We start from the raw sequence: 16,094 nt of genomic DNA on the forward strand, positions 1-16,094 counted from the left end.
AAGCCGGTGGTCGGCGGGATCAATGGCGTCGCGGTCGGCGCGGGCCTGGGCCTCGCCATGGCCACCGACGTGCGGCTGATCGCCTCCAGCGCCCGCCTGATGGCCGGATACACCCGCATCGGCGGCTCGCCGGACGCCGGCCTCACCATCACCCTGCCGCAGGCCATGGGCTACGAGCGCGCCATGCGCTTCATGATGGAAAACCGCACCCTGACCGGCCAGGAGGCCGTCGACTGGGGCATGGCTGGCGAGGTCGTCGCCGACGACAAATTCGCTGATCGCCTGGCTGAGTATTGCGCTCAGCTCTGCGAGTGGTCGCCGATCACCCTGCGCCTGCTCAAGCGCGGCATCGTGAAGTCCTACGAGTCCCACGATATGGAGCAACAGCTCCGCTACGAGGTCTCCAACATCGGCCGAGCCTTCGGCAGCCAGGACGGCAAGGAGGCCCGCAAGGCCTTCCTCGAAAAGCGCAAGCCGGTCTTCACCGGCCGCTAGGCCCCGCTCATCCCGGCGAAAGCCGGGACCCAAGCTGACGCTCCATTGGCCCAGCTGACACCCCGCTTGGATCCCGGCTTTCGCCGGGAGGAGCGGGGAGCCCAAACCCCACGCCGCCGGCCCAAACCGACGGCGCGGGGCGCTTGGCCTAGGCGGGCATGCGGTGCATGGCGCACAGCTTGTTGCCGTCCGGGTCGCGCAGATAGGCCAGGTACATCTTGCCCATGCCGCCGGCGCGCACGCCGGGCGGCTCCTCGCAGGTCGTTCCGCCATTGGCCACGCCGGCCGCGTGCCAGGCGTCGGCCTGCTCGGGCGAGTCGCAGGCGAAGCCGATGGTGCCGCCATTGGCGTGGCAGGCCGGCTCGCCGTCGATCGGCGCCGACACGGCGAACACGCCGCTCTTGGACATGTAGAACATCCGGTGCCCGTCCACGAACGACGGCGGCACGTTCAACGTGGCCATCAGCGCGTCATAGAAACCCTTGGACTTGGCCAGGTCGTTGGTCCCGACCATCACATGTGAAAACATCTGGCTTCCTCTCCCTTGTTCTTGATCGACGCGGCCGATGCACGGCCTGTCGCAGACGCCATAGCATTCCAGGCTGAGCCTTGCGCAAGCTCAAGCGTGCCGACCAGAACGTTTAGCCGCCGATCATGAGGCGACGCGTCGGTTGCGCAGGGCGAGTTATGGCTCGCTCCTGAGTTGAGGAAGCTGCAATGCATTGCAGGACTTATGGTCGGAATTGTTCTCCATGATCCAACCGGGACGCTCGATGCCTAAAACTCTGCTCTTGATACTGGTTGCTTTGATGCAGGTCGCCTTGCCGGGTGCAGTTGCGTCTGCGGAACCTGCGACGGGGTCGTTGACGACGCAAAGCGTCGCCAAGCTATTGAAGGATTATGGTCTTCACCCCGAGGGGTTGATCATGGCCCGCAATGCAGACGGTCGGAGGTCGTATGGGCCGAAGGTTCCTTCAGATGTGCTGAACGTCCACGTTGGCGAAGCCAGCGATGGGACCACTCAGTTCGTTCTCATCAGGTACGTTCCCATCAACGATGCCGCGGCCAACGAGGGCGCTAGGCCACCAGTGTTCGACGTGATCGGGCGCCTCGCTCGCCTCGCTGCTCCTTCGTGGAACTCCGCCAGCGATGACCTATTCAATGGCAGCCTCAAGGCTTGGGAAGTTCAGGATCAAGTCACCATTCGTCAAGAAGGGAGCGTAGTGCATCTTGCAGGATCACCTCCTGACTTGATGTATCTTCTCATTGTACGCGAGGGCGCATGCGACCTTCGCGCTGTCTTCGAAGAAACTGTAGGTTGTGATCTGGTTGAGCCACCAAGATCCGCCAAGCCGTTGCCCTAGTTCATCGGCTGGGTTGTCTCAGTTGCGCGTAGATGTTCTTTTTATGTTCCGAATTGACCCCCGCTCCGTGCTACTCTCCCCCAATGCCCGCGCGCGCCTATCGGCAAACAAACCCCCAGGCCCGCCAGCAGCTCCTGACCCGCCTCGCCGCCGGCGAGCCGATCATGGCGGTCTGCGCCGAGCCGGGCGTGCCGTCCTATGCCAGCGTCTACGCTTGGGCGAAGGTCGAGCCCGGCTTCGCCGCTGAATTGGTCCTGGCCCGGCGGAAGGGCGCGTTCATTCGGGGCGGGGCGTTCGACGAGGCCAAGGGCCAGGCGGTGCTGACGCGCCTGCGGGCCGGAGAGCCGATCACCCAGATCCTGCGCGACCCCGCCACGCCCAGCCGGCGCGTCTACGCCTATTGGCGCGCCACCCAGGCGCCGTTCGCCGAAGAGGTCTATCGCCTGAACCAGGTCCGCGCCGCCGCGCGCGCCCAGCGCGGGCGTGACCGTCGGCGCCATTTCGACCTGGCCCTGGCCGACGCCATCGTGGTGCGCGTCTCGCGGGGTCAGCCCCTACAAGCCCTGCTCAACACCGCCGCCGGCCTGCCATGCCGTGGGGTGGTCGCCCGCTGGCGTCGGATGCAGCCGGAGTTCGACCAGGCGCTGCGCATCGCCATCCGCATCGGCCGTCGCCGCGCCCGCATGAGCGGCGGCTGCACGCCGGCCTTGACCCAGCTCATCGCCGACGAAATTCGCCAGGGCGAGTCGCTCTCGAGCCTCGGGCGACGCCCCGACATGCCGTGCGCCGCCACCCTCTACGCCTGGGTCCGCAAGCAGCCGGCCTTCGCCGCCGAGATCGCGCAGGCCTGCGACGACCGAGAGGACTGGTTCACCGATCAGGTGATGATGCTGGCCGACGGGCCGGGCGAGCTGAAGGACCGCTACCGCCAGATCGCGGCGCTGAAATACCGGCTCGGCCGGCTGCAAAACCGCCCCGGGGCCAAGCGGGCGCGTGCCGAACGCGCCAGCAATTCCTCTCCCTCGGGAGAGGTTAGGTGAGGGGGCGCCGCGCGGCGGCGCTCTGCTGACGATCGACCATCAAGGGCGTTGGTGCCGAAGACCCCTCACCCTCCCTCTCCCCAGCGGGGAGAGGAGATCAGCGCTACCCCATCCCTCTCCCTCGGGAGAGGTTAGGTGAGGGGGCGCTGCGCGGCGGCGCTCTGCTGACGAACGAGCATCAAAGGCGTCGGGGCCGAAAGACCCCTCACCCAACCTCTCCCCAGCGGGGAGAGGAGATCAGCGCCACCCCATCCCTCTCCCTCGGGAGAGGTTAGGTGAGGGGGCGCCGCGCGGCGGCGCTCTGCTGACGATCGACCATCAAGGGCGTTGGGGCTGAAAGACCCCTCACCCGACCTCTCCCCGGCGGGGAGAGGAGATCAGCGCTACCCCATCCCTCTCCCCGGCGGGGAGAGGCGGAACGCTAGCTGTTCCACGGCCCGCGCTTGGGCGCGGCCGAGGTGGTCGGGACCGCCGTGGCCGAGCGGCGTCCGCCGCTGACGATGGGCGAGCTGGGCGGCCGGGCCGGCGGCGGGGCGCCGCGGCCGTTCAGCTTCATCAGCGCCGCGACCCGGTTGGCGGTCGCCGGGTGGGTCGAGAACAGGTTGTCGGCGCCCCGGCCGCTCAGCGGGTTGATGATGAACATCTGGCCCGTGGCCGGATTGCGCTCGGCTGTCACATTGACGATGCCGTGGGCGTAGGCCTCGATCTTCTGCAGGGCGCTGGCCAGGGCCTGGGGATCGCCGCTGATCTCGGCCCCGCCCTTGTCGGCCTCGTATTCGCGGCCACGGCTGATCGCCATCTGCACCAGGGCCGCAGCCATCGGCGCCAGGATCATCAGGGCGATGGTGCCGATGATCCCGCCCGGACGCTCGCGGTCGTTGCCGCCAAAGAACAGCGCGAAATTGGCCAGTGACGAGATCGCCCCGGCCAGGGTCGCGGTGATGGTCATGGTCAGGGTGTCGTGGTTCTTCACGTGCGCCAGCTCGTGGGCCATCACCCCGCGCACCTCGCGCCGGTCCAGCATCCGCAGCAGGCCCATGGTGGCGGCGACGGCGGCGTTCTCGGGGTTGCGGCCGGTGGCGAAGGCGTTCGGCTGCTCGGTCTCCATCACATAGACCTTGGGGCGCGGCATGCCGGCGCGGTCGGACATCTCGAAGACGTCGCTGACATAGTTGCGCAGGAACGGGTCGGTGGTCCCCGGATCGATCTCGCGCGCGCCGTACATGCGCAGCACGATCTTGTCGGAGTTCCAGTAGCTGAAGAAGTTCATCGCCACGCCGATGGCGAGCGCGATGGCCATGCCGGTGGCCCCGCCGATCAGATAGCCGATGCCGACGAACAGGGCGGTCAGGCCCGCCAGCAACATGAAGGTGCGAAGGTGATTATGCATGGCGCTCGATATGGGGGCGGGGAGGGGCCTTGCGCAAGCGCGCGCCCATTCCTCTCCGCCGGGAGTAGCGAGATGAGGGCGCGCCGCGCAGCTCTACTGACGATCGACCATCGATGGCGTCGAGGCCGGAAGACCCCTCACCCAACCACTCCCCGGCGGGGAGAGGAGATCGGCGCGAAACGTTCCTCTCCCTCGGGAGAGGTTAGGTGAGGGGGCCGCGCAGCGGCTCTGCTGAGGGGGAGTGTCAAAGGCGGCGCTGAACGCAGTCGCCAGCCGGCGGACGAGAAAGGCCTACCCGGCCGCCCGCAGGGTCGCCGCCGCCGCCATGATGCGGTCGGTCGGGGCCTCGGCGCCGGCGGCCTGGCGGCGCATCAGGGCCTCGACCTCTTCTGGCGGCATCGGCCGGGCGAACAGATAGCCCTGCATCAGGTCGCAGCCGGCGGCGCGCAGGAAGATGGCCTGGGCCTCGTCCTCCACCCCTTCGGCGACGATCCGCGCGTTCAGCGACTTGGCGGCGTTGAGCATGGCGCGGACCAGTTTTGAGACCCGTGGGTCGCGGCCGACCCCGCCGATCAGCGACTGGTCCAGCTTCACCGTGTGGATGGGCAGTTGCAGCAGGGCGCGCAGGTTCGAATAGCCGGTGCCGAAGTCGTCCAGGGCGATGCGCACGCCATGCGAGGCCAGGCGCTCGATGTGACGGCGCGCCATCGACAGGTCGTTGACCAGGAAGGTCTCGGTGATCTCGACCGCCAGGGCGGTGGCCGGCAGGTCGGTGGCCGCCAGTCGGCGGATCAGGTTGCGCGAGAAGGCCGGATCCAGCAGTTCGCGTTGCGAGACGTTGAGGGAGACGGTGTCGATCAGCCCCTCGACGACCCAGGGGGCCGCGCGCTGGCAGGCCAGTTGGAAGATCGCTCCGTCCAGTTCGCCGATCAGGCCCAGTTCCTCGGCCAGCGGCACGAAGACGCCGGGTGCGATCATGCCGCGCTCGGCGTGGTTCCAGCGGGCCAGCACCTCGACGGCGCTGATGCGGCCGTCGCCCGCGTTCACCAGCGGTTGGAACCAGGGGACGATGTGGCCGGCCGGGATGGCGCGGCGAAGTTCGGCCTCCAGGCTGTGGCGCGCGGCGCTGGCCTGGCGCAGTTCGTCGTCGAAGGCCGACCAGCGGCTGCCGCCGGCGGCCTTGGCCCGGTAGAGCGCCATGTCGGCGAAGCGCTGCAGGTCGGCTGCGTCGACGGCGTCGCTCGGGTGCAGCGCCACGCCCAGCGAGGCGCCGGGCGCGATGGCGCGGTCATAGATGGTGTGCGGCAGGGTCAGCAGCTTGGTCAGGGCGTCGGCCCGGTTGCGCAGGTTCTCGCCGCTGGTGACCAGGGCGAACTCGTCGCCGCCCAGCCGGCAGACCACGTCGCCGGGCAGGGCGGTGCTGCGCAGGCGCAGGCCGATCTCGACCAGCAGCTGGTCGCCGGCGTGGTGGCCGAGACTGTCGTTGAGGTGCTTGAAGCGGTCGAGGTCGATGACGAACAGGGCCACCGGCTCGCCGCGGGCCTGGGCCGCGTCCAGCCGCTCGATCAGGGCGGTTGCGAAGGCGCCGCGGTTCAGCAGGCCGGTCAGGCCGTCCGTTCGCGCCAGGTGCAGGGTTAGGGCCCGCTCCTCCTCCAGCTCGTCCACCCGGGCGGTGAGCGTCTCGGAGATGCGTCGTAGCTCCTGGCGGGCGCGCGACAGTTCTTGTTCGGCGGCCTGGGTGGCCAGCCGCTCGCGTTCGAGCTGCTGGACCAGGAGGGCGGTGGCGGTCAGTTCACCAGCAGTAGAATCCCTCATCGCCGCCCCCTCTCCGAACCCGTTCGTGGATCGCCGGTATGCCGGAAAGGGTGGAATCGTCCGTTAACGGGCGGCGAGAAAGTGCGTCCTCAGGCGGCCTTTGGGGTCGGGTCGTTGGGGTCGATCGGGGCCTCGGCCGGATCTTCGATCTGCCCCTCCCACTTGGCGACGACCGCCGCGGCGACCGAGTTGCCGAGCACGTTGGTGGCCGAGCGGCCCATGTCCAGCAGGTGGTCGACGCCGAGGATCAGCAGCAGGCCGGCCTCCGGCAGATCGAAGTAGGTGAGGGTCGCGGCGATGACCACCAGCGAGGCGCGCGGCACGCCGGCCATGCCCTTGGAGGTGATCATCAGCAGCAGCAGCATGGTGATCTGCTGGCCGATCGACATCTCGATGCCATAGGCCTGGGCGATGAACAGCACCGCGAAGGTACAGTACATCATCGAGCCGTCGAGGTTGAACGAGTAGCCCAGCGGCAGGACGAAGCTGGAGATCCGGCGCGACAGCCCGAACTTCTGCAGCTCTTCCAGGGTGCGCGGATAGGCCGCTTCTGACGACGCCGTGGCGAAGGCCAGCAGGGCCGGCTGGCGGATGGCGCGCAGCAGGTCGACGGCGCGCTTTCCGACGATCAGGATCACCGCCGCCGACAGCACCAGCCAAAGCACGCCCAGCGACGCATAGAAGCCCAGCACGAATTTCGCATAATCCGCCAGGACGCTAAGCCCCTGCGTAGCCACCGTCGCCGCCAAAGCCGCAAAAATTGCAAGGGGGGCGGTTTTCATCACGTAGCCCGTGATCTTGAGCATGATCGCGGCGATCTGATCGACCAGCGCGGTGACGGCCGGAGCCTTGTCGTCGAGCGACGAGACCGCGGTGCCGACGAAGATCGAGAACACCACGATCTGCAGGATCTCGTTGTTGGCCATCGCCTCGACGATGGATTTCGGCACCAGGTGGGTGATGAACTCCCTGAGCGTCAGCTTGGTCGCGTCCACGGCCCCGACGATCGTCGAGGGATCCTGGATCAAGCCCATGCCCACGCCCGGCTGGATCAGGTGCACCATGAACAGGCCGATCAGCAGCGAGACGATCGAGGCGCCGATGAACCAGCCCATGGTCTTGACGCCGACCCGGCCGATGGATGCGGCGTCTTCCATGTGGGCGATCCCGGCGACCAGGGTCGAGAACACCAGCGGCGCGATGATCATCTTGATAAGTCTCAAGAAGACATCGGTGATGATGGTCAGATTGTCGGCGACGCCCTTGGCCTGATCAGGGGCGAGGAAGTGGTTCACCGCCCAACCGGCAAGCACCCCTAGCACCATGGAACCCACGATAAAGGCGGTGAAAATTTTGTTCATGGTGGGGTCCCCGAGCGCTTAGAGGCGACCTTGTGGCCGACAATAGGGGGTTTCGTCCATAGCGTTGCAAAAGTGAGGCAGGGACATCTCGCAACCTACACAAGAGCAGGCTAAACTGACCCATGTTCAATGAAAACAAGGCAGCCGCCATCGTCGAGCGGCTAAATGTAGAATACCAAGACACGGTCCGGGCCCTGAGGGGCGCGTTGAAGACCTTCCTGGCGGGCGGAGCCCCGCCGACCGCCGAGATGCGGGCGGAGGGCGTTTTCGCCTATCCCGAATTGCGGCTGACTTGGCCGCCTGGTCATAGCTATCCCAGGCTGAGCCGCGCCTACGCACGACTCTCCCAGCCCGGCGTCTACACCGTCACCGTCACCCGGCCGGACCATTTTCGCGATTACCTGATCGAACAGATCAGCCTGCTGATGGCCGATTTCGACGTGACCATCGAGGTTGGCCGCTCGCGACAGGAGATGCCGTTCCCCTATGTGCTGGACGGGGCTGTGGACCTGGCCATGGCCGACATCAGTTCGGCTGAGATCGCCCGACATTTTCCAACCACCGAGCTCGCACATATTGGTGATGAAATCGCCGACGGCTTCTGGAACGCTGGTCTGGAGCCGTCGCGGCCGCTGGCCCTGTTCGACGGACTGCGGACCGATTTCTCACTGGCCCGTCTCACCCACTACACCGGCGCCCCAGCGGAGCACGTCCAGCAGTTCATCCTCTTCACCAACTACCATCGCTATGTGGACGAGTTCGTGCGCTGGGGTTGCGATCAGCTGAAGTCCGGCGGCCCCTATACCGCCCTGTCGGCGTCCGGCCGGGTGGTCGTCACCGCCGAGACCGAAAACCCGGAACAGGCGATCGCCGACGGCCCCTGGCGGCGGCACCAGATGCCGGCCTATCACCTGATGGCCGAGGGGCGGCGGGGCATCACCCTGGTCAACATCGGGGTCGGGCCGTCGAACGCCAAGACCATCACCGATCACCTCGCGGTGCTGCGGCCCCAGGCCTGGCTGATGATCGGCCACTGCGGGGGATTGCGCGGGTCCCAGACCATTGGCGACTACGTGCTGGCCCACGCCTATCTGCGCGATGACCATGTGCTGGACGACGTGCTGCCGCCCGAAATCCCGATCCCGCCGATCGCCGAGATCCAGGTCGCCATGGGCCGCGCCGCCGAAGCTGTGACCGGCGAAACCGGCGAGATGCTAAAGCGCCGTCTGCGTACCGGCACGGTGGTCACCACCGACGACCGCAACTGGGAGCTAAGGTTCTCGTCCAGTTCGTTGCGGTTCAATCAATCGCGGGCGGTGGCGATCGATATGGAGAGCGCCACCATCGCGGCCCAGGGCTATCGGTTCCGGGTGCCGTACGGGACGCTGCTCTGCGTGTCGGACAAGCCGCTGCATGGCGAGATCAAGCTGCCAGGTCAGGCCAACGCCTTCTATGAGCGCGCGATCGGTCAGCACCTGCAGATCGGCATCGCGACCATGGACCTGCTGCGCGAAGAGGGGCCAAGGCTCCACTCGCGCAAGCTGCGCAGCTTTGACGAGCCACCGTTCCGCTAGGGCGTGGGCTTGTTGACGTCGCAATGGCTCTTGTCGGATTTCCTACCTCCATGAAACCCCTGCTGTTCCTTTCGCTAGCTTGCGCCCTGCTTTCGCCTGTTGCGGCTCTGGCGCAGGCCGCGCCTGCCGAGACAGAGATCCTTCACGCGACGTCCGGCGTCTTTGGCCAGTCGGACGACAGCTTCCGTCCGACGCGCGATGTCTCACTGGCCCAGAGGGACGCGTATGGCTGGATCATCCAGGTGCGGACGGACAAGCCGGTCATTCGCTGGCGTGAGGAGTTCACACTGCCGGCCCGCGCCTCCAATTGGGGCGTCGACGGCGACTCTCAGATCACCGTCGCAGATGATGGCCGCACATCCGTGACGGAGCGCGAGGTGGAGGCGGGCACGGGCTGGATCGCCAACGCCTGGGCGGTAGCCGATGGCGATCCCAAGGGGCGATACGTCATGAGAGTGACCGTCGATGGCGGCCCAAGCCGTGAGTTCCAGTTCGACGTTCAATAGCGGCGCGACGAAATGGCGGCGGCCTCCATCTCGCAATCTCCCGGCGAAATCGCTAAATCGGCTCTCATGAACGCACGGCATATCGAACTCGAAGGCATCGAGAACTTCCGCGACTTCGGCGGATACAGCACCGCCTGCGGGCGCGGGATCAAGGCGGGACGTTTGTTCCGCTCGGCCAATCACGCCTACGCCACCGAAGGCGACCTGCAGACGCTGCGCGATCTGGATGTCCAGGTGATCGTCGATCTGCGTCGCCGCCGCGAACGCGACCGCGAGCCGTCGAAGCGGTGGGAAGGCTTCGTGGGCCAGGTCATCGAGAACGACATCGACGGCCCGGAAGCCGACTGGGCCGACGCCCTGAAGGTGGCTGGCGACATCAACGCCGACTGGTTCTTCCGCGACAGCCTGGAGTTCTATCGCAACGCGCCGCATGCCGAGCGGATCGTCGATCTATTCAGCCGCTATTTCCACGCGCTCGGCGAGACCGACGGCGCGGTGGTGGTCCACTGCGCGGCGGGCAAGGACCGCACAGGCATGATCTGCGCCATCACCCACCACATCGCCGGTGTCCACCGCGACGACACCTTGGCCGACTATTTGGCGACCAACGACGAGACCAAGCTGGAGAAGAAGACCGCCTTCCTCGGCCCGTGGATCCGCGACCTGACCGGCATCACCGTCAACGACGCGGCTTTGCGCCAGGCGGTCAGCGTGAACGAAGCCTTCCTGGACGAGGCGTTCGCGGCCATCGACGAGAGTCACGGCTCGATTGATCGCTATCTGGAAGAGGTGCTGGGCGTCGACTCCAAGCTGCGCAGCCGCATCGAGGCGCGCATCCTCGGCTGACACGGGGCTCGCCATATCCTAATCGTCCTCCGCAAGAATGTGAGGGGACGACCAATGCAGAGCTTCCAACCGCCACGGCGCATCTTGATGGGCCCGGGTCCTTCCGACGTCAGCCCCCGCGTGCTGTCAGCCTTGGCCCGCCCGACCATCGGCCACCTGGACCCCGAGTTCCAGAACCTGATGGAAGAGATCAAGGGTGCGCTGGCCCGGCTGTTCAACGCCCCTGACCATGCCTGCGTCCCGTTGCCGGCGCCGGGTACGGCGGGCATGGAAGCGGCGATCATGAACCTGCTCGAGCCGGGTGATCGGGCGGTCATCGCCATCAACGGCGCGTTTGGCGGCCGCATGGCCGACATGGCCGACCGAGCCGGGGCCGAGGTCGTGACCTTGGACTTCGAATGGGGCAAGCCTGTCGATCCGGCGGTGGTCGAGGAAGCGCTGAAGGCCGCGCCAGCCAAGGTGTTCGCCTTCGTCCATGCGGAGACCTCGACCGGCGTGCGCAGCGACGCCGCCACGCTTTGCGGCCTAGCCCGCAAGTACGGCGCGCTCTCCATCGTCGACTGCGTCACCTCGCTCGGCGGCATCACCGTCGATGTCGCGGCCTGGGACGCCGACGCGGTCTATTCCGGAACCCAGAAGTGCCTGTCGGCGCCTCCCGGCCTCTCGCCTATCGCGCTGTCGAAGCGGGCGCAGGCGGCGATCACCGGCCGCAAGACCAAGGTCCGCAACTGGCTCTGCGACTTCAATCTGCTGATGAGCTACTGGGGCGGCGACGGCGGCCGGACCTATCACCACACCGCCCCGATCAACGCGCTCTATGGCCTGCATGAGAGCCTGGTGGCGCTGTTCGAAGAAGGCCAGCAGGCGGTGCTGGTCCGTCATGCCCGCACCCATGAGGCTCTGGCCGCTGGGATCGAGGCGATGGGCCTGTCGTTCCTCGTCGCCGAGAAGGACCGCCTGCCGCAGCTCAATACCGTGATCGTGCCGGACGGCGTCGACGAGGCGGCAGTCCGCAGCTTTGTTCTGGCTAAGTGGGACTTGGAGATCGGCGCTGGTCTCGGCCCGCTCAAAGGCAAGGTCTGGCGGATCGGGTTGATGGGGGCCTCGGCCACCCCGTGGCACGTGCGTGTCTGCCTGAACGCCCTCGCCGACGCCCTGGACGCCCAAGGCTTCAAGGCCGACCGCAAGGCGGCGCTGGCCGCGGCCGACGCAAAGCTCGCCTAGGCTTGGCTTTCGGCTCGTTCTGACGGCCCAAGAACGTAGGCCTCCCTCGACGCCGTCAGCGGTATTGGGGGAGGCGACCGCCGAGTCCGACTTCCCCTCCTCGCCGCCGGAAGCTAAGGCCAGCGTCATGCTATGGGCGGCGCAGCTTCGAGCGGAATGGCGCGAGCCGGCGGAGGTTCTGTCGGCCTTCGCCGATGAGCCGTGGACGCTAGGCCTGGTGTCGGGCGGCCAGGATGATCGCGGCCGCTGGTCGTATCTGGCGCGCGCCCCTGATGCGATCCTGACCGTCGCGCCCGGCGATCCTCGCGATCCCTTTGGCGCGCTCTCCGATCTCTTGGGGCCGCCAGCGCCGGCCCTGGCGGACGGACCGCCGTTCCAGGGCGGCGTGGTGGGACTGGCCTGCTATGAACTCGCTGATCGTGTCGAGGCGCTGGGGTTGCGCAGACAAGCGTCTTGGCCAGACATGGTCGCGGCCCGATATCTCGCGGTGTTGGCTTTCGACCGACAGGAGCGCCAGGTGTTGGCCATAGGTCGTGGGGCGCGCCCGGACGAAGCGGATGCCCGGGCTAGGGCGGCGCTCGCCTGGCTGGAACCCGCGCCGCGTGCGGTCTATCGGGGGAAGTTGACCGACGGGCTCCTCAATTCCGACGGCGAGGCCTATGAGGCGGCCGTCGCCGATGTGGTCGCCCGCATCCATGCCGGTGAAATCTTTCAGGCCAATATCGCCAGGTCGTGGACAGGACGGCTGCTGGCCGGCTCGACGCCCTTTGACCTGTTCGCCCGGTTGATTGACCAGAGCGCCGCGCCCTTCGCGGCCTACCTGCGCCTGCCCGGCCTGGCCCTGGTGTCGAACTCGCCGGAGCGCTTCGTCCGGGTGCGTGAGAAGATGGTCGAGACGCGGCCGATCAAGGGCACTCGGCCGCGGGGGCGCACCTCCGAGCAGGACGGCTTGCTGGCCGACGAACTGCTGGCCAGCGAAAAGGACCGCGCCGAGAACCTGATGATCGTCGACCTGATGCGCAATGACTTGGCGCGGGTCTGCGCGCCGGGCAGCGTGCGGGCGCCAGAGTTGTTCGCGGTGGAGAGCTTCGCCAATGTCCACCATCTGGTCTCGACGGTGGTCGGGCGGCTGGCGGCCGGCAAGGGGGCGGTCGATCTCCTGGCTTCGGCCTTCCCGCCCGGCTCGATCACCGGCGCGCCGAAGGTGCAGGCGATGAAGACCATCGCCGCGCTGGAGACGCCGAGAGGTCCCTATTGCGGTTCGCTGTTTTGGGCGGGGTTCGACGGAAGTTTCGATTCCAGCGTGCTGATCCGCACCGCCGCCTTTGTGGAGGAGCCGGGCGGCTGGTCGCTGGAGGCGCGCGCCGGCGCCGGCATCGTCGCCGACAGCGATCCCCACGCCGAACGCCTGGAGACCGAGGCTAAGATCGCGGCCCTCGCCCGCGCCCTGGAGGAGCCTAGCCGATGACACTGATCCCGCATGACGATCGGGGCCTACTGCTGGGCGATGGCCTGTTCGAGACCGTGCTGGCGGTGAATGGTGTCCTCGTTGGTCTGGCCGCTCATCTCGACCGGATGACGGTGGGATGCGCGGTCGTGGGCCTGCCGCCCCCGGACCGGATGCTGGCCGAGCGTCTGATGCGCGAGGCGCTGGCGGGGATGGCCGCGCCGCGCGTCGCCGTGCGGCTGACCCTGACGGCGGGCTCGGGCGGGCGGGGGCTGGACCGGCCGGCCGCGCCTGAGCCTCGATTATTCGCGAGCGCCGCCGCTTCGCCGCGCCCCTCGGAACCTGCGCGGCTGATCACCAGCAGCGTGCGTCGCAACGACGGATCGCCCGCCGCCCGGCTGAAGACGCTCGCCTATCTGGACAATGTGCTGGCGCGTGCGCAGGCGCGCGAGCGGGGCGCGGACGAGGCCTTGATGCTGAACTCGCGAGGGGAGGCGGCCTGCGCGGCGGCGGCCAATGTCTTCTGGGTCCGCGACGGGCGGCTCTACACCCCGGCGCTGGAGTGCGGGGTGCTGGCCGGCACCATGCGCGCACGGGTGCTGTCGGCGGCGGTTCGGCTGGGCGTTGAAGTGGCGGAGGTTCGGGCGCCTGGGGAGGCGCTGGCAGGCGCCGAAGCGGTCTTCTTGACCAACAGCCTGATCGGCTTGCGCGCGGTGTCAGGCCTGGACGAGGTGGTGTTTGGCGGCTCGGCGCTGGTCGAGCGCTTGGCGGCCGAGTTTTCCGCCTAGTCGAGCAGGACGACGGCGACGCCGCCGCGCGGCTTCATGTCCATCTGCTTTTTGAAGGTGAAGGCGTTCGGGAAAATCTGACCGATCGGAGTCTTGTAGGTGTAGATCGTCTCGGCTCGGATGATCGCGATATTGGCGGTCTTCTCGACCGTGCTTAGATCAACGCCGCCCGGGAAGGTGCCGCGCTGCTGTTGCCACCGAATCTGCGGCACGCCGTTCGCGTTCGTTTCGATACTGGCGATACGGATGCCAAGCGTCGTGACGGGGAATGGCTTCAGCGCCGCCGTGCTGATGTTGAAGATGTCGTCGATCTGCGCCTTGCTCAGCTGGGTCGCTTGGGCGGTTAGGTCGCCGACGGCGGTGGCGATGACGCTCACCCGTCGGTTGGCCAGTAGCGCCTGGGTGCTCTCGGCCATGCCGTAATAGAGGACTAGGATGAGTGGCAGCACGAAGGCGAATTCAACGGCCGCTGAACCGCGACGATCACGAACAAAGCGGTTCAGCATCCGGCTCCCCCGGGAAGTAGGGCGGCGTTGTAGGGCTCGTTGCGGAAGATCCGGGCCGAACTCAGCAGACGTCCTTCATGCCCGGCGCTCTTGAAGATCGGCCGGAGCAGCGGCGAGATGATCGGCCACTCGTAGTAGGTGCGAACCAGCACAATGTCCTCGGGGTTGCCAGGCGACCAGCAGATCCTCCGTTTGTCGAAGTCCTGGGGGGCGGCCGGTTCCGAGCTTCCAGCGCTGGCGAAGGTGTCGAAGGTCTCGGCATCGACGATCAGCTTGCCGTCGCAGTTGGTTCTCAGCCAGTTCATGTTGCGGCAGACCAGCCTGCCGAACTCCTGCATGCTTATTTCCTTGTTCGCTTGGGTCTGGCTGGGAAAGTCGGCCTGGAATTGGCCGGTGCGAATTTTGCGGGCTGCGAAATCGGTCGCGCTGTCCAGGGTCGCGGTCACCAGCAGAATGAGCGCTAGTTCCAGGACGCCGAACATCAGCATCAGCATTGGAATGCCGATAATGGCGAACTCGACCGCGATCGCGCCGCGGCGCTCGCCGACGAAGCGCCTGATCAGAGCGGTGGTTCTTGCGACAAGGCGCGGCATGACGTCCCCGAGCTTCAAGCCCGCTGGGACAATATCAAGGTCTGGCTAACCGGAGGTTTAAGGCCTTGGTTATCAGGGCGCCTTGGGCGCCTCGCCGATGCGTTCGCAGCCGCCGGCGCAGGCGTAGTCATCGACCCGCGCCCCGCGAATGACCGACACGCGGCCCGTGGTCGGGGCCGAGACCACGATCTGGCGCTCCATGACCGTGCGGCCTAGTTGATCGACGACCACCAGATTGGTCACCCCATAGCCCTTGCCCAGGATCACGGCCTTGCCGGAGTCCAGCACGCTGACGTCGGCGATGGCGGGGTTGCCGATCAGCACGTCGCGAGTGCCGCGCGGCAGGTTCACTGTCGCGCTCTGGTCGATGGGCACGGTCATGGAGGGGGCGGCGGCGGCCGTGGAGGCGCTCGTCAGGACCGCCAGGGGCGCCGTCAGGGCCAGGAGAAGGCGTCGCATTGAGGTGGTCCCGGAAAACAGTGTCCCCTGAAACTGGGCTGCAATGGTCAACAAAGGCTGAATTCTTGGGAGCTCTCGTGCGCGCGCGAGAATCATTAAGCCCGCGGCTCAATTTTAGAATTTCTTGGCAGCTTGGTTAATCAATATTTACAGTAAACGAAAGTAAACTATAGAAAACTACCATCGAATACACGAATGTTTACTTGAGATTAAGCTTGGCCTTGCAATGTGCATCTGTATTTCGGGGCGGGCAGACCTCCAAGGTTTGAAGCCGCACAGTCTGCTCGCAAACAAAGGAGACCGAGCAATGTCCAAGTTCGTCACGCGCTTCCTGAAGAATGAGTCCGGCGCCACGGCCATCGAATACGGCCTGATCGCCGCGCTGATCGCGGTTGTCCTGGTTACGGCCATGACTGCTCTCCAAGGCAAGATCACTGCGCTGTTCACCGGCGTGGGCACCAAGGTCGACGCCGCTACGCCTAAGTAGGGCGTCTAGGCCGCGCCGCGAATTTGCGGTGATGATCTTCGAAGCCGCGGCGGTACTCATCGCCGCGGCTTCATTCGTTGGCCACTAGGACAGGCAACAAAGTGATGAAGCACCTCGTCGCAAGCTTTCTTAAAGATGAGTCCGGCGCCACCGCGATTGAGTACGGCTTGCTGTGCGCCCTAATCGCCGTAGCATTGAT

At 66.6% G+C, this 16,094-nt stretch carries 18 protein-coding genes; 11 read left to right on the top strand and 7 right to left on the bottom strand.

The genetic code is table 11. From position 1 onward, the window contains the following. The coding region (locus tag Q7T84_RS02115; RefSeq protein ID WP_304805972.1) for an enoyl-CoA hydratase/isomerase family protein at nucleotides 1-495 on the top strand (495 nt) is incomplete at its 5' end. 148 nt (nucleotides 496-643) lie between these two features. On the opposite strand, the gene Q7T84_RS02120 is transcribed toward Q7T84_RS02115, so the two are convergent. Beyond that, the gene (locus Q7T84_RS02120; protein ID WP_304805973.1) at nucleotides 644-1,024 is read right to left on the bottom strand and encodes a VOC family protein; all 381 of its coding nucleotides are present in this window, start codon (nucleotides 1,022-1,024) and stop codon (nucleotides 644-646) included. 223 nt (nucleotides 1,025-1,247) lie between these two features. Here Q7T84_RS02120 and Q7T84_RS02125 point away from each other — a divergent pair, with 223 nt between their 5' ends. After that, the gene (locus Q7T84_RS02125) at nucleotides 1,248-1,859 is read left to right on the top strand and encodes a hypothetical protein (RefSeq protein ID WP_304805974.1); all 612 of its coding nucleotides are present in this window, start codon (nucleotides 1,248-1,250) and stop codon (nucleotides 1,857-1,859) included. An 83-nt stretch (nucleotides 1,860-1,942) separates the two neighbouring features. Next, entirely contained in the window at nucleotides 1,943-2,899 is a 957-nt protein-coding gene (locus tag Q7T84_RS02130; protein ID WP_304805976.1) for a hypothetical protein, read from the top strand. Between the two features lie 421 nt (nucleotides 2,900-3,320). Here Q7T84_RS02130 and htpX read toward each other — a convergent pair whose 3' ends face one another. The 3 genes from htpX to Q7T84_RS02145 form a co-directional block, all read right to left on the bottom strand. Then, the gene (htpX, locus tag Q7T84_RS02135) at nucleotides 3,321-4,289 is read right to left on the bottom strand and encodes a zinc metalloprotease HtpX (protein WP_304805977.1); all 969 of its coding nucleotides are present in this window, start codon (nucleotides 4,287-4,289) and stop codon (nucleotides 3,321-3,323) included. Nucleotides 4,290-4,580: 291 nt separating this feature from the next. Continuing rightward, on the bottom strand, nucleotides 4,581-6,104 hold the full coding sequence (locus Q7T84_RS02140; RefSeq protein WP_304805979.1) for a bifunctional diguanylate cyclase/phosphodiesterase: 1,524 nt from the start codon (nucleotides 6,102-6,104) through the stop codon (nucleotides 4,581-4,583). 89 nt (nucleotides 6,105-6,193) lie between these two features. After that, nucleotides 6,194-7,465 carry a dicarboxylate/amino acid:cation symporter gene (locus tag Q7T84_RS02145; protein WP_304805981.1) on the bottom strand — a complete coding sequence of 424 codons (1,272 nt, stop codon included), beginning with the start codon at nucleotides 7,463-7,465 and terminating at the stop codon, nucleotides 6,194-6,196. 122 nt (nucleotides 7,466-7,587) lie between these two features. Between Q7T84_RS02145 and Q7T84_RS02150 the strand changes: the two genes are divergently transcribed. The 6 genes from Q7T84_RS02150 (at nucleotide 7,588) to Q7T84_RS02175 (ending at nucleotide 13,850) form a co-directional block, all read left to right on the top strand. Next, complete coding sequence (locus tag Q7T84_RS02150; RefSeq protein WP_304805982.1) at nucleotides 7,588-9,039, top strand: AMP nucleosidase; 1,452 nt, start codon at nucleotides 7,588-7,590, stop codon at nucleotides 9,037-9,039. Nucleotides 9,040-9,089: 50 nt separating this feature from the next. Then, the gene (locus Q7T84_RS02155) at nucleotides 9,090-9,545 is read left to right on the top strand and encodes a hypothetical protein (RefSeq protein ID WP_304805984.1); all 456 of its coding nucleotides are present in this window, start codon (nucleotides 9,090-9,092) and stop codon (nucleotides 9,543-9,545) included. A 66-nt stretch (nucleotides 9,546-9,611) separates the two neighbouring features. Beyond that, the gene (locus Q7T84_RS02160; protein WP_304805986.1) at nucleotides 9,612-10,391 is read left to right on the top strand and encodes a tyrosine-protein phosphatase; all 780 of its coding nucleotides are present in this window, start codon (nucleotides 9,612-9,614) and stop codon (nucleotides 10,389-10,391) included. Nucleotides 10,392-10,445: 54 nt separating this feature from the next. After that, the gene (locus Q7T84_RS02165) at nucleotides 10,446-11,615 is read left to right on the top strand and encodes an alanine--glyoxylate aminotransferase family protein (RefSeq protein ID WP_304805989.1); all 1,170 of its coding nucleotides are present in this window, start codon (nucleotides 10,446-10,448) and stop codon (nucleotides 11,613-11,615) included. Between the two features lie 127 nt (nucleotides 11,616-11,742). After that, entirely contained in the window at nucleotides 11,743-13,083 is a 1,341-nt protein-coding gene (locus Q7T84_RS02170) for an anthranilate synthase component I family protein (RefSeq protein WP_304805991.1), read from the top strand. Then, nucleotides 13,080-13,850 carry an aminotransferase class IV gene (locus tag Q7T84_RS02175; protein ID WP_304805992.1) on the top strand — a complete coding sequence of 257 codons (771 nt, stop codon included), beginning with the start codon at nucleotides 13,080-13,082 and terminating at the stop codon, nucleotides 13,848-13,850. Before Q7T84_RS02170 ends, Q7T84_RS02175 begins: the two co-directional genes overlap by 4 nt. Here Q7T84_RS02175 and Q7T84_RS02180 read toward each other — a convergent pair. The 3 genes from Q7T84_RS02180 to Q7T84_RS02190 all read right to left on the bottom strand — a co-directional run bounded on the left by Q7T84_RS02180 (nucleotide 13,847) and on the right by Q7T84_RS02190 (nucleotide 15,408). After that, nucleotides 13,847-14,356: a TadE/TadG family type IV pilus assembly protein gene (locus Q7T84_RS02180; protein WP_304805993.1), complete on the bottom strand. Its 510-nt coding sequence runs from the start codon at nucleotides 14,354-14,356 to the stop codon at nucleotides 13,847-13,849. The genes Q7T84_RS02175 and Q7T84_RS02180 overlap by 4 nt on opposite strands. Beyond that, nucleotides 14,350-14,949, bottom strand: coding sequence for a TadE/TadG family type IV pilus assembly protein (locus tag Q7T84_RS02185; RefSeq protein WP_304805995.1), 600 nt, complete (start codon nucleotides 14,947-14,949; stop codon nucleotides 14,350-14,352). Before Q7T84_RS02185 ends, Q7T84_RS02180 begins: the two co-directional genes overlap by 7 nt. Nucleotides 14,950-15,021: 72 nt before the next feature. Then, complete coding sequence (locus Q7T84_RS02190; RefSeq protein WP_304805996.1) at nucleotides 15,022-15,408, bottom strand: pilus assembly protein N-terminal domain-containing protein; 387 nt, start codon at nucleotides 15,406-15,408, stop codon at nucleotides 15,022-15,024. 307 nt (nucleotides 15,409-15,715) lie between these two features. Here Q7T84_RS02190 and Q7T84_RS02195 point away from each other — a divergent pair, with 307 nt between their 5' ends. Together Q7T84_RS02195 and Q7T84_RS02200 are read left to right on the top strand one after the other, a co-directional pair. Beyond that, nucleotides 15,716-15,895, top strand: a complete 180-nt coding sequence (locus Q7T84_RS02195) for a Flp family type IVb pilin (RefSeq protein ID WP_304805998.1) — start codon at nucleotides 15,716-15,718, stop codon at nucleotides 15,893-15,895. Nucleotides 15,896-15,999: 104 nt separating this feature from the next. Beyond that, nucleotides 16,000-16,094: Flp family type IVb pilin (locus Q7T84_RS02200; protein ID WP_304805999.1), on the top strand; the 95-nt coding region annotated here is incomplete at its 3' end.

Origin of the sequence: Phenylobacterium sp. (genome assembly GCF_030654915.1) — a bacterium.
Classification (GTDB): Bacteria; Pseudomonadota; Alphaproteobacteria; order Caulobacterales; family Caulobacteraceae; genus Phenylobacterium.

What these genes read in the sequence shown, in the direction of transcription:
- Q7T84_RS02120 (WP_304805973.1), bottom strand. Translation starts at nt 1,024, where the DNA reads ATGTTTTCACATGTGATGGTCGGGACCAACGACCTGGCCAAGTCCAAG.
- Q7T84_RS02125 (WP_304805974.1), top strand. Translation starts at nt 1,248, where the DNA reads ATGATCCAACCGGGACGCTCGATGCCTAAAACTCTGCTCTTGATACTG.
- Q7T84_RS02130 (WP_304805976.1), top strand. Translation starts at nt 1,943, where the DNA reads ATGCCCGCGCGCGCCTATCGGCAAACAAACCCCCAGGCCCGCCAGCAG.
- htpX (WP_304805977.1), bottom strand. Translation starts at nt 4,289, where the DNA reads ATGCATAATCACCTTCGCACCTTCATGTTGCTGGCGGGCCTGACCGCC.
- Q7T84_RS02140 (WP_304805979.1), bottom strand. Translation starts at nt 6,104, where the DNA reads ATGAGGGATTCTACTGCTGGTGAACTGACCGCCACCGCCCTCCTGGTC.
- Q7T84_RS02145 (WP_304805981.1), bottom strand. Translation starts at nt 7,465, where the DNA reads ATGAACAAAATTTTCACCGCCTTTATCGTGGGTTCCATGGTGCTAGGG.
- Q7T84_RS02150 (WP_304805982.1), top strand. Translation starts at nt 7,588, where the DNA reads ATGTTCAATGAAAACAAGGCAGCCGCCATCGTCGAGCGGCTAAATGTA.
- Q7T84_RS02155 (WP_304805984.1), top strand. Translation starts at nt 9,090, where the DNA reads ATGAAACCCCTGCTGTTCCTTTCGCTAGCTTGCGCCCTGCTTTCGCCT.
- Q7T84_RS02160 (WP_304805986.1), top strand. Translation starts at nt 9,612, where the DNA reads ATGAACGCACGGCATATCGAACTCGAAGGCATCGAGAACTTCCGCGAC.
- Q7T84_RS02165 (WP_304805989.1), top strand. Translation starts at nt 10,446, where the DNA reads ATGCAGAGCTTCCAACCGCCACGGCGCATCTTGATGGGCCCGGGTCCT.
- Q7T84_RS02170 (WP_304805991.1), top strand. Translation starts at nt 11,743, where the DNA reads ATGCTATGGGCGGCGCAGCTTCGAGCGGAATGGCGCGAGCCGGCGGAG.
- Q7T84_RS02175 (WP_304805992.1), top strand. Translation starts at nt 13,080, where the DNA reads ATGACACTGATCCCGCATGACGATCGGGGCCTACTGCTGGGCGATGGC.
- Q7T84_RS02180 (WP_304805993.1), bottom strand. Translation starts at nt 14,356, where the DNA reads ATGCTGAACCGCTTTGTTCGTGATCGTCGCGGTTCAGCGGCCGTTGAA.
- Q7T84_RS02185 (WP_304805995.1), bottom strand. Translation starts at nt 14,949, where the DNA reads ATGCCGCGCCTTGTCGCAAGAACCACCGCTCTGATCAGGCGCTTCGTC.
- Q7T84_RS02190 (WP_304805996.1), bottom strand. Translation starts at nt 15,408, where the DNA reads ATGCGACGCCTTCTCCTGGCCCTGACGGCGCCCCTGGCGGTCCTGACG.
- Q7T84_RS02195 (WP_304805998.1), top strand. Translation starts at nt 15,716, where the DNA reads ATGTCCAAGTTCGTCACGCGCTTCCTGAAGAATGAGTCCGGCGCCACG.